Genomic DNA, 12,540 nt, shown 5'->3' with positions numbered 1-12,540 from the left:
TCATCCTACCTATACTAAATCTGCATGTTCATAATTTCTTTGTAAGCATCTATTACTTTATCCCTTACTGCAACTGTATAGGATAATGCAATATTGGCCTTTTCCTGTGCCACAAGCAATTCATGGGTATTGGTTGATTCTCCCAATGCAAATTTAATCTCCTCTTCCTCTGCATTGTTCTGATAATTATTTGTTTCCTTCACCATGTTCATTGCCGTTGCAAGAATATTATCAAAGCTTTCCGCACTGTTTGACTGCTGTGTTGCAGCTGCATTCTGTGTATTAAAAACATCTGACGAAACTCCTGTTAATACATTAACATTCATCGTTTATCTCACCTTTCCAAATATCCTTTATGATTTACCAATCTGTAATCCCGCCTGCGCAATCTGTTTGCTTGCATCAAAAGCTGTTACGTTCGCCTCATATGCTCTGCTGGCATCAATGAGATTCGTCATTTCTGTTACTATATTTACATTCGGATATGACACATAACCATTTTCATCCGCATCCGGATTGGACGGGTCATATTCCATAGTAAAATCAGTAGAATAATCTTCTGTTACGGAAGAAACCTTTACTCCGTTTCCCACATAGCCTTCCCGGGAATCAGAAAGTACTTTACTGAACGGAGTTACGCCTTTTTCCGAAAAAGTTACGATTTTTCTGCGGTAAGGTGTTCCATTCTCTGTACTGGTTGTATTTACATTTGCTACGTTCTCAGAAATGGTATCCATACGAAAACGCTGTGCCGTCATACCGGACGCACTGATATCAAACGACTGAAATAATGCCATTCTTTATTCCTCCCACACAATTTTATTTAATAACAGTTTTATACCGTGATATTTCCTGACTGATACTGTTGGTCAATCCCAGATAACGGATTGTTTCTGAGGCAAGCTCTACATTCTCCTGCTCCGGGTCAACATTGTTGCCGTCCAGACGGTAAGAATAAGAGGCATTATCGATATATGTCTTTGCATTCAGATGGTCCATATGGATATTTGCCACCTTGTCATCCAGTGAAACATATTTGCTTTTGCCCAGTTCGGATTCCAATGTACTTTCAAAATCCAAATCCCGGCGTTTATATCCAGGTGTATCAGCATTTGCAATATTATTTGATATTAACTGTTCTCTTTCCCAGCTCGCACTTGCGGCCTTATTCAGCACATTCATATAGTCAAACGCATTTGAACTTATCATACTGCACCTCCATAGTTATCCATATTGTTATTGCATCATATTTTATTATAAATAATCTTGTAAAAAACACAAGTATTTTTTTCTTATTTTTACATTATCTAGTGTTTTTTCCAATTGGCTACACAATATAAAAGGGATTTACAGCTTTTTCCCACTATAAATCCCTTTATCCGATGCACCATCCGTGTGCTCTTCTTTATATTCTGTTTGTTTATATTTCTATGGTTAATCTGCCTTTCGTATTCTGGCAAGTTCATCAAACACCACATCATTTACAACTTTGATATAAGTTCCCTTCATTCCGGAAGAACGGGATTCGATGACTCCTGCACTTTCGAACTTACGCAATGCATTTACAATAACGGAACGTGTAATTCCTACACGATCTGCAATCTTGCTGGCTACAAGAATACCTTCTGTTCCGTTTAACTCATCAAAAATATGAGTAATTGCCTCTAACTCTGAAAAAGAAAGTGTGCTGATTGCTGAACGCACAATCTGTACTTTTCTGGTCTCTTCCGCATTTTCCTCATTCACAGAACGCATCATTTCCAGTCCGACAACCGTTGTTCCATATTCACTGAGAATAATATCATCAATGTCATACTGGTTATCATAACGATATACAAACAATGTTCCTAACCGCTCACCAGCAATATCAATCGGTGTAATAATTGCAGAATATTTCTTAATATCTGATTCAAATCCTAATGTTTCCAGATTGACGTTTTCCTTTGTGGAAAGAATTCCAAGCAGTCTTTCATTCAGCATAGAATCAATAAACCCGCCTACTTCATCAACAATCAGTTCATGAATCTCATCAATTCCACGGCACTGGCTGCTTCCGAGTACCTTTCCTTTTTTACTGATAACAAGGATATTGGAATCCAATATCTCTGTCAAAACCTCACAGATATCATTGAACACAACCTTTGACGAATTATTATTGTGCAAAAGCTTATTTATTTTTCTTGTTTTATCCAACAGCTGAACGCTCATACTTATATCCTCCACGCTATATTCAGAATAACTAGACTGTTTAATATTTTATCATGTTTATTCTGATAATTCAAGGATTTGAATTGTACTTTTAATTCTTTTCATCCCTTTTTGGTTTTTCCTCTGAAAAGCCACACTGCTCATTGGAACAGGCAAGCTTATTGCCCTTTTCTACCATATAACTTCCGCACTTCGGACATTTCTCAGATGACGGCTTTGCCCATGACATGAAATCACATTCCGGATTATTCTCACATCCGTAATATCTTCTGCCCTTCTTGGTTTTACGTAGTACAATATCTTTGCCGCATTTCGGGCAGGCAACACCAATCTTCTCAAAATACGGTTTGGTATTACGGCACTCCGGGAATCCAGGACACGCCAAGAATTTACCATGCGGGCCGTATTTAATTACCATATTTCTGCCGCACTCTTCACAGATTACATCGGTTACTTCATCTGCTATCTGCACTTTTTCCAGATCTTTTTCTGCCTTCTTTACTGCCTCATCCAAATCCGGATAGAAATTGCTTACTACTGTCTTCCAGTTTACGGTTCCCTCTTCCACGCTATCCAGCAGCGACTCCATATTAGCGGTAAAATGTTCGTCCACGATACTGGAAAATGCTTCTGTCATAATGGAATTTACTGCTTCACCAAGCTCGGTAACATAAAGGTTTTTATTTTCCTTAATCACATATCTTCTGGCAAGAATGGTGGTTATGGTCGGAGAATAGGTACTTGGTCTTCCAATTCCACGTTCCTCCAATGCCTTTACCAAAGATGCCTCGGTATAATGAGCAGGCGGCTGTGTAAAATGCTGTTTTTCATCCCATGCATCAAAACTTAATTCTGTATCTTTATCAATGGACTTAAGCATCACATTCTGTGTGCTCTTTTCCTCATCTTCATTGGTGTATACAGACATAAATCCTTCAAATACAAGCTTGGATGCTGCTACGGTAAAAAAGTATTTTCCAGCACCGATTTTTACGGATGTTGTCTCATATTTTGCATCACTCATACGGCTTGCAGTAAAACGGTTCCAGATTAACTGATACAGGCGGAACTGGTCTCTGGATAAAGATTCCTTTACCATTACCGGTGTTCTTGTAATATCAGACGGACGAATCGCTTCATGAGCATCCTGAATCTTGTTACTGCTCTTCTTTTCCTCTACATGGGAAGAAACATAATTTTCGCCATACTGCTCTGCAATAAAGCTGCGTGCCATAGCATCTGCTTCTTCTGAAATACGGACAGAATCTGTTCTCAGGTAAGTAATCAGACCAACCGTTCCGATTCCCTTTACATCCACACCTTCGTATAACTGCTGTGCTAAGCGCATGGTTTTCTGTGTGGAGAAATTCAATACCTTGGATGCTTCCTGCTGTAAGGTACTGGTGATAAACGGCTGTGGAGCCTTTTTATTACGTTCCCCTTTTTTCACATCTGTTACGGCAAATTTTTCTTTTTCAAGCTCTGCCATAATAGCATCTGCCTGTTCTCTTGAGGTGATATTCATTTTTTCTTTTGCTGTTCCGTAAAACTTTGCAGTTAACGGTTTCTTCTCACCTTTTACTTTCAGGCTGGCATCTAAGGTCCAGTATTCTTCCGGTATAAATGCATTGATTTCACTTTCACGGTCGCAGATCAAACGCAATGCCACAGACTGTACACGTCCTGCACTTAAGCCTCTTTTTACCTTTGCCCATAATAACGGGCTGATCCGGTAACCCACCATACGGTCTAACATACGGCGCGCCTGCTGGGCATTCACTAAATCCATATCGATGTCTCTCGGTTTTTTTAAAGAAGTTTTTACTGCATTCTTGGTAATCTCATTGAAACTAATCCGGTAAACCTTTTTATCAGAATTTGCCAGATTCAGTGCCTGATATAAATGCCAGGAAATTGCCTCTCCCTCACGGTCCGGGTCAGTTGCAAGATAAATGACATCTGCTTTTTTCACTTCTTTTCTTAATTTTGCAAGTACATCACCTTTTCCCCGGATGGTAATATACTTTGGTTCAAATCCGTGTTCTGCATCAAAGCCTAATGTACTCTTCGGTAAATCTCTCACATGTCCATTGGATGCATCCACTTCATAATTCTTCCCCAGAAACTTTTTAATTGTTTTAACTTTTGCCGGTGACTCAACAATAACAAGATATTTAGCCATAACCCTGCTCCTTTATTTTGTTCTCTCTATACGGTTATTCATGCATTTTTATATAATAATTCTTATATACTTCTTTGATAAAACCTGCATTTTCCAGCGTCAGCAGTATCTCACACATCCGGTCTACCGGTAGCTTTGTTTCTTCCAAAATCTGCTGGGCACTTTTCGGTTGCAAATCGAGAACACTATACACCACCCCTTCATCTTTTTCAAGTACCTTTTTTGAAAAAGCATTGGAAACTACTATATTGGCAAGATCAATTTCAAGATCCTTAAACCATTCCTCCGGAGACACTATGATGCCAGCCCCCTGCCGTATCAGGCGGTTACAGCCTCCACTTAACACATCTCCAACACGCCCCGGAAGTGCATAAATATCTTTTCCCTGCTCTAAGGCAAAGTCTGCCGTAATCAATGAACCACTCCGCTCCTTTGCTTCTATTACAACTACCACATCTGAAAACCCGCTGATTAACCGGTTCCGTTGTGGGAACAACTTTCCCAAAGGTTTTGTCTGCGGCATATATTCAGATAGAATTCCGCCTTTTTGTGTCATGGTCTGATAAAGCCTCTGATTCTGTCTGGGATAACAGTAATCTGCCCCGCATCCCATAACAGCATAGGTTTCTCCCTCTGCCGCCATGGCACCACTGTGGGCTGCTCCATCAATTCCTGCTGCCAGTCCACTGATTATAATGCAGCCTGCTTTTACTGCCAGTTCCGCCAGATGTTTTGCATAGTAACGACCGTATTCACTGCATCTTCTTGCTCCCACAATAGCAATACTTTTCTTATCTTCCGGTGGCAGACTGCCCTTATAAAAAATTCCATAAGGTGGCTTATTGATATATAAAAGACGTTTCGGATAGTTTTCATCCTCTCTTGTTACAAGATACAGTCCGCTTCTTTTTAAATTCTCCCATGCTTCTTCTAAGTTCCATGCTTTTTTATAGGTAAGAACAGACTTCACATCTGCTTCGGTAATGCCCGGAATCTGCATGAATTCCTTTTCTGACATGTCATATAAGACTCTTGCACTTCCGGCAAAACGAAACAGTTTTTCCACTTTTCCGGTTCCAATGTTTTCTGCCATCTGTGCCATACACGCCAGCCAGTATTTATATTTCATTCCATTTATCCCTCCCAGAATTTCTTATCTACATTCCGATAACAGACCGCCTCACTTAAATGTCTGGTTAGGATTTCATCTGAACCGTCCATATCTGCAATGGTTCTCGCCACCCGCAAAATTCTATGATAAGATCTGGCTGTCAATTCCAGCTTCTGATAAATGCTTTCCATATACTGTTTTTGTTTTGTCGATAATCTGCAATATTTTGTCAGTAATGCCGCCGGAATTCTACTGTTATAACGAATATTAGTTCCAGCAAACCTTTGCTGCTGCCGCTCCATAGCTGCAACCACCCTTTTTCTGATTTCTGCCGAAGTCTCCTGATGCGGATTTTCTTTAATTAAATCCTGATATTCCACACGCTTTGTCTCTACACAGATATCAATTCTGTCCAATAAAGGCTGACTGATTTTCTTTAAATACTGTTCCACCATTCCTTTCGTGCAATGACAGCGGTTCAAATCCGGATAATATCCACATCGGCAGGGATTCATGGCAGCCACCAGCATAAAATCCGACGGAAATTCATAATTTCCGGCAAGCCTTGCAAGCTTTACACAGTGTTCTTCCATAGGCTGTCTTAAAATTTCCAAGGTTTCCCGCCGGAACTCCGCTAGCTCATCTAAAAAGAGCACACCATGGTGGGCGAGGCTGATTTCTCCCGGTCCCGGAACCATTCCACCACCTGCCAGTCCCTGTGGTGTTATGGTATGATGTGGATTACGGAAAGGACGTTCTGCCATCCATGCTTCACTTTCCGTCAAAAGTCCCCTTACACTGTATATTTTTGTTACCTCCAGGGCCTCCTCTTCTGTCATCTCCGGTAAAATACCCGGAATTCTCCTTGCAATCATTGTTTTTCCTGCGCCCGGTGGTCCAATCATCAGGAGATTATGTCTGCCGCTTACCGCAATCTCACAGGCTCTTTTCACAAACTGTTGTCCATTAATTTCTGAAAAATCCGGTACTTCTTTTCTCTTAACCTTTTTCTCATGCCCGATTTCTTCTTTCTCAGGCTCCCAGAATTTAATTTCATCATTAAAGCCTTTTATCACTTCTTCCAGTGTGTTTACACCAAACAGACGGATTCCTTTTACCAATGCAGCTTCTTTGGCATTTTCCACCGGCACCATACAGGCGTCCATCCGCTCCTGTGCAGCCTTTGTCACGATGGGCAATACTCCATGAATCGGTTTTATTCTTCCATCCAGTCCTACTTCTCCTACAATCAGAAGCTGTTCCAGCCTGTCTTTCGGAATAATCCCCATTGCTGCAAGCACTGCCACTGCTACCGGCAAATCAAAGGACGAACCGCATTTTCTTACATATGCCGGCGAGAGATTAATCGTAATCCGTTTTGGTGGGAGACGGTATCCACAATTTTTAAGGGCTGTCCGCACCCGCTCTCTTGCCTCCCGCACTTCTGCCGATAAAAATCCTACCATTTCAAACACTGGCATACCATCCGTCACATCTGCTTCCACGCGGATAGGAATGCTCTCAATGCCACGCACGATTGCCGTTGATACAATACTGTACATTAAATTTCACCTTTCTGTTTTGCAATTATTCTGTTTTTTGTAATTATTTCATTTTCTCTGTTCATTTTGTTTGTCCGGGATTTTTCTGCAGAAGAACTCTGCAATTTACATGAGCAGCCCCAAGATGGGTTATTCATCATTTATTTCGATAAAAAAGATGGACTCATCATATCATGAAATCCATCCTTTTCAAATACCAATTTAACACATTATAAAAATTTAATAATTGTAACCTTTTTCAAAATAAGCTTTCAGCTTCTCCAATGCCCTTTTTTCAATTCGTGAAACATAGGATCTCGAGATATTTAAACTTTTTGCAATCTCCTTTTGTGTCACCGGACAGTCCGTTTTCAAACCATAGCGCAGGTTTATGATAATCTGTTCCCGCCTGTTTAGAACCCGGGGCAGTATTTCATATAATGTCTTCACATTTCTGTCATACTCCATCTGCTCCACCACATCCGGTTCGTTATGCTCTACAATATCCAGTAAATGTATCTGGTTTCCCTCTTTATCTGTTCCGATTGGCTCATAAAGAGACACTTCCCTGGCAATTTTACGCTTACTGCGCAGATACATCAGAAGTTCATTTTCGATGCATCTCGCTGCATAAGTTGCCAGCTTATTTCCTTTTTCTACCCGGAAGGTATCGATTGCTTTAATCAATCCAATGGTTCCAATCGATATCAGATCTTCCATATCCTCTTCCACATTCTGATATTTTTTTACCACATGTGCTACCAGACGCATATTATGTTCTATCAGAATATGTTTTGCTTCAAGGCTGCCTTCCCCAAGCTGCTTTAAATATTGCTTCTCTTCCTGTATAGTCAATGGAGATAAAAATGTTTTCAATACAGCACCCTTAAAAAGCGATTTATTATATTCTATGCGTCTGCCAGGTTCTTCGTGCCTTTCCTCCTTTTTTTATCTCTATCCTTTTCTTCTGTGTCTTTTTCCTTTATAATTATCCTTATGAAGCGAATATTAGACTATACCATAACAAATGAATACAAAAACTATACGATAAGAGAATTTCTTACGGAAAAAGGATACCCGAAAGGGCTCCGGGCACATCTTTTCCGCACCAAAGATGTTCTTTTCCGAAACGGTGATACCGGGCACAGCAGTGACCGGCTGAAGGTTTCTGATAAATTAAAGATTATTTTAGAAGAATCTATGCCAAAAAGCTATCCCGCACCGGAAAACATTCCCCTTTCCATCCTCTATGAAGACGAAGATATTCTCGTTATCAATAAACCGGCACATATGCCTGTCCACCCATCCATGACACATTACGAGCATACCCTCTCCAATGCTGTCTTTTATTATCTGGGCAGCAAAAACGAAGCCGGTCCTTTCCGTTGCATCAACCGGCTGGATAAGGATACTACCGGTATCACAATCCTTGCAAAAAACAGTCTCAGTGGCGGTATCTTAGGCAGGCAGATGAATGAACGGAAAATCCACCGCACCTATCTTGCCATTGTCCGTGGTATTACCCCGGAATCCGGTACCATTACTGCGCCAATCGGCAGAAAGGAAGGTTCTGTATTAGAGCGTCAGGTAGATTTTGAGCAAGGTGAATACGCCTGCACCCATTACCGCAGACTAGCTGTGAAAAAAATTTTTCCAAAAAATACTTTTTCAAGGGAGCCTCTTTCACCGGATGCACTCTCCCTTATTGCTTTGCGGCTTGACACCGGCAGAACCCACCAGATTCGTGTCCATATGAGCTACCTCGGCTACCCTTTAATTGGAGATTTCCTTTATAACCCGGATTTTTCCCTGACAAAAAGGCAGGCTCTTCATGCCTGCCAGTTAAAATTCGAACATCCAATCACAAAGGAACAGCTCTGCTTTACGGCTCCACTTCCTGCCGATATGCAAATGCTGTTCCCTGAATTTCATGTTCCAAATCTGGACAATCTATTTTCGGATTAACGGATTCTTTCGGTAAGTCCGACTTTCTTCTGTACCTTACGCAAGGTCTTATTAGAATAATAAGCTGCTTTTTCGTCATTCATTTTAATCATGCTGTCAAGATAGGTCTTGTCTGCCATCAGTTCCCCATAACGTTTCTGCAATGGCTCTAACTCTGCAGCAACTGCCTCTCCTACTGCCAGTTTGAAATCACCGTAGCCTTTTCCGTCAAATTCTTTTTCGGTTTCTTCTCTTGTCTTACCGGTTACACAACCATAAATATCAATCAGATTACTAATGCCCGGTTTATCTTCACGATATACAATTTCACTGCCGGAGTCGGTTACTGCACGTTTAAATTTGCGGATAATGGTATCTTTATCATCTAAAAGGCGGATAGTTGCATTCGGATTCTCATCGGACTTTGACATCTTTTTCTCCGGCTCCTGCAGACTCATAATCTTTGCACCTGCTTTTCCGATATATGCCTCCGGAATTGTAAATACATCTCCGTAAATAGCATTAAAACGCTGTGCAATGTCTCTGGTGATCTCAAGATGCTGCTTCTGGTCTACTCCAACCGGAACCACATCTGCCTGATACAATAAAATATCAGCCGCCATTAATACCGGATAGGTATAAAGACCTGCATTGATATTATCTGCATGCTTTGCAGCCTTGTCCTTAAACTGTGTCATACGGTTTAACTCTCCCATATAAGTAAAGCAGCCTAATATCCAGCTTAATTCTGCATGTCCGGATACATGGGACTGATAATAAATACAGTTTTTCTCCGGGTCTAATCCTGCCGCTACATATAATGCATAAAGAGAACGGGCATTTTTGCGGAACTCTGCCGGCACCTGTCTTAAGGTAAGGGAATGTAAATCCATAACACCATAGATACATTCATATTCATCTGTAAGATTTACCCAGTTTTTCAATGCTCCCAAATAATTTCCAAGGGTAAGGGTTCCTGTTGCCTGCATTCCACTATATAAAATCTTCTTTCCGTCTAACATTTATTTATCCTTCTTTCTTTTATTTTTCAATACTTCATATCGAATATATGCATAAGTCTCTTCTTCGCCGCATTCTGCCAGCATATGAAGAAGGCACTCTAAAAGTTCTCTTGATTCCTCATGAATAATATGATACTGCTTTCCATGTTCGTAATAAGCCAGAGGACTTTCGTCGGTATATTTTTCTCTCTGGTAATTCCTGCTTGCTGCCACCCGGTCAATAAACATCTCAACAACATATTTTGTTGGCATCTTCATTCCAGTAATTCCGGTGCATTTCTCCGGTCCGTAATCAATCCAGTATTCCATATGATGCTTGTTTCTGCCCTTATGGTGCAGCCAGGCTGCGGAATACCCCTTATCCTCACGCTCGGCATTGTTGGGACTCATATTTCCCTGAAAATACTTACAACCCACTAAAAATTCCGTTGGTGAATATTTCGACAAATCATGCAATAAGCCCTGGCGGTAAAGTCCAACTTTAAAACAGCCTTTCATGACCAACATCTTGTGATGATTAATTGTGCAAAAATGTTTCCATGCTTTCATCTTACTTTATTTCCCTATTAATATCTGAATGGACATCCCGGCAATTTCTACCTGGACTGCATCCATTTTCATTTCTTTCTCCAGAAAACCATTTTCATTTCCTGTATCCATTACTTTATACCATTTTTTACTTTTTGGCAATTTCGGAAGTGCAAGGAACTGTTTTCCGGTGTGAAAATTATATGCCACATAAATCATTTCCTCACAATCCGCATACAGTCCGCAATAAAGCATCCCAACCGACTGGCGGTTCGGGCTAAATCCCACAGTCCATGCACTATCGCAGTGAAAAGAAAGATCCGGATATCCCAGTCCCTTATAATCATTCATCCGCATCGGCTCTTCCATCCGAAGAACCGGGTGTGCCTTACGAAAGGCTGTCATTTCCTTTACAAACTGTTGTAAGGATGCATATTTCTTATCATTTTTCCAGTTTACCCAGCCAACCGCATTATCCTGGCAATATGCATTATTATTTCCCCTCTGGGAATTACCAATCTCATCACCGGCAGCAAGCAGTGGAATACCCTGTGCTAAAAATACTGCCGTAATCGCATTTCGAAGCTGTTTTTTACGCAGGCTTTCTATATATTTTTTGCGGGTTGGTCCTTCTATGCCATAGTTGTCGCTGTAATTCCAGTCATTTCCATCAGCATTGTTTTCCCCATTTGCTTCATTATGTTTCTCACTGTACATAAATACATCTGCCAGTGTAAAACCATCATTAGATGCTGCATAATTCACAAATCCGGCATATTTCTTCTGCTTACGCATCTGGTTTACAAAATCGGTAAGACAGATTTCCTTATGATTTAACATTTTCCGCAACGGATAATAAAATTCATCCCGGTAAACAAATAAATGCGGATATGCATAATCCTGTTCCAGCAAATCCTCCGGAATCGTATCTGCAAACAGCTTACTGCGGCACAAAATCAAATCCTGTGCCATAGCACGAACCGGAAGATTTGCTCCCATCAGACGGAATCCATCCACATGATATTCCATCACCCAGAAGCGCAGGGCTTCTAACATCAGATTCTGATTGATGGTATCAGGAAAATAAATTTCCATAATACATTCCATGTCATTTTTATGCAATGCCTTAATTAATGATTTCAAGGCATGCTCCGGCTGTCTGCTTTTGGTAAATGCAGCCTTCGGCGCAAAATAATTGCCTTCGGTATAGCCCCAGCAATTTATCTTCTCAACTTCCGGCAGCTTCTTTGTATCCGTCTTCTGTTCTTCCTTCCAGGTCACATAATCCGGCAGTTCACAGGTTTCCGGTATCATCAGCTCTTCAAATTCATAAAAAGGCATAAATTCAACGGTTGTAACGCCCATATCACGAAGATATCCTATCCGGTTCTCTACTGCTTCAAAAGTTCCTTTTCTTGCTCCGCCATTACTACCCTCCATGGTAAAATTTCTCACATGAAGTTTGTACATGACCATATCCTTTTTGGCAATTTCCGGTGCCACATCCTCTTCCCAGTCAAAAACATCTGTGGAGAAACCGCTTTTCACCTGATAATCCATACCAAAGCGTTCCTTTTCTCCCCACTTTTCCCTGCCTACAATTCTTCTGGCATATGGATCTGTCATAACCTTACCGTCTATTTCAAAATTATAATCAAAAGAAGCCGGTTCAATGCCCATTACCATAATTGAGCGCAGTGCACCCACATAGTAAGTATCCGGAACCGGTATTTTCCCAATTTTCCCTGTTTTCTTTTCATACAGTACAATACTGCATTTCTGCTCTTTTCTCCCCTCAAAGGTAAATACAACCCCATCACTACGCACAACTGCTCCCATGGTTCTGTAATCGCCTTCCCGAACATTGTATTTCATTTCATCATCCTGCACTTTCCTATATTCAAGTCTCTTGAAAAGATTATAACACGATTCATTGACAATTGATATGTAAATTTTTATAATTATAGTGTAGTGTATTGTTAATTAGTGATATAAGAGGTATAT

General features: G+C 40.7%; 12 protein-coding genes. 1 reads left to right on the top strand and 11 read right to left on the bottom strand.

Features of this window, described 5'->3' with window-relative positions:
- Positions 1–14: 14 nt before the first annotated feature.
- From fliE to sigK, 8 genes are all read right to left on the bottom strand, one after another.
- Positions 15–326, bottom strand: a complete 312-nt coding sequence (gene fliE / locus LKD41_RS08285; RefSeq protein WP_022243316.1) for a flagellar hook-basal body complex protein FliE — start codon at positions 324–326, stop codon at positions 15–17.
- A 27-nt stretch (positions 327–353) separates the two neighbouring features.
- Positions 354–797 (bottom strand): flagellar basal body rod protein FlgC, encoded by a 444-nt coding sequence (gene flgC / locus LKD41_RS08280; RefSeq protein ID WP_022243317.1) that lies wholly within the window; start codon positions 795–797, stop codon positions 354–356.
- A 22-nt stretch (positions 798–819) separates the two neighbouring features.
- The gene (flgB, locus tag LKD41_RS08275) at positions 820–1,209 is read right to left on the bottom strand and encodes a flagellar basal body rod protein FlgB (RefSeq protein ID WP_117698276.1); all 390 of its coding nucleotides are present in this window, start codon (positions 1,207–1,209) and stop codon (positions 820–822) included.
- A gap of 225 nt (positions 1,210–1,434) precedes the next feature.
- Positions 1,435–2,208, bottom strand: a complete 774-nt coding sequence (gene codY / locus LKD41_RS08270) for a GTP-sensing pleiotropic transcriptional regulator CodY (RefSeq protein WP_022243319.1) — start codon at positions 2,206–2,208, stop codon at positions 1,435–1,437.
- Positions 2,209–2,299: 91 nt separating this feature from the next.
- A complete protein-coding gene (topA, locus tag LKD41_RS08265) occupies positions 2,300–4,390 on the bottom strand; it encodes a type I DNA topoisomerase (RefSeq protein ID WP_227700912.1) in 2,091 nt (696 codons plus the stop codon).
- 34 nt (positions 4,391–4,424) lie between these two features.
- Complete coding sequence (dprA, locus tag LKD41_RS08260; RefSeq protein ID WP_227700911.1) at positions 4,425–5,519, bottom strand: DNA-processing protein DprA; 1,095 nt, start codon at positions 5,517–5,519, stop codon at positions 4,425–4,427.
- Positions 5,520–5,524: 5 nt separating this feature from the next.
- Positions 5,525–7,063 (bottom strand): YifB family Mg chelatase-like AAA ATPase, encoded by a 1,539-nt coding sequence (locus tag LKD41_RS08255; protein ID WP_022243322.1) that lies wholly within the window; start codon positions 7,061–7,063, stop codon positions 5,525–5,527.
- 219 nt (positions 7,064–7,282) lie between these two features.
- Complete coding sequence (sigK, locus tag LKD41_RS08250) at positions 7,283–7,918, bottom strand: RNA polymerase sporulation sigma factor SigK (protein ID WP_227700910.1); 636 nt, start codon at positions 7,916–7,918, stop codon at positions 7,283–7,285.
- A gap of 120 nt (positions 7,919–8,038) precedes the next feature.
- Between sigK and LKD41_RS08245 the strand changes: the two genes are divergently transcribed.
- The gene (locus LKD41_RS08245; RefSeq protein WP_227700909.1) at positions 8,039–9,007 is read left to right on the top strand and encodes an RluA family pseudouridine synthase; all 969 of its coding nucleotides are present in this window, start codon (positions 8,039–8,041) and stop codon (positions 9,005–9,007) included.
- Here the strand turns inward: LKD41_RS08245 and trpS are convergent.
- Genes trpS through LKD41_RS08230 form a run of 3 tightly spaced genes read right to left on the bottom strand, consistent with a single transcriptional unit; the run spans position 9,004 to position 12,411 of the window.
- Positions 9,004–10,008, bottom strand: a complete 1,005-nt coding sequence (gene trpS / locus LKD41_RS08240; RefSeq protein ID WP_227700908.1) for a tryptophan--tRNA ligase — start codon at positions 10,006–10,008, stop codon at positions 9,004–9,006. The genes LKD41_RS08245 and trpS overlap by 4 nt on opposite strands.
- Entirely contained in the window at positions 10,009–10,557 is a 549-nt protein-coding gene (locus LKD41_RS08235; RefSeq protein WP_227700907.1) for a DUF5662 family protein, read from the bottom strand.
- 6 nt (positions 10,558–10,563) lie between these two features.
- Entirely contained in the window at positions 10,564–12,411 is a 1,848-nt protein-coding gene (locus LKD41_RS08230; protein ID WP_227700906.1) for a glycogen operon protein GlgX, read from the bottom strand.
- Between the last annotated feature and the right edge of the window lie 129 nt (positions 12,412–12,540).

Source organism: Roseburia sp. CLA-AA-H209, assembly GCF_020687575.1.
Lineage (GTDB): Bacteria > Bacillota > Clostridia > Lachnospirales > Lachnospiraceae > Roseburia_C > Roseburia_C amylophila.
The sequence above is the reverse complement of the archived record's forward strand: the minus strand, read 5'-3'. Positions and strand labels throughout refer to the sequence as shown.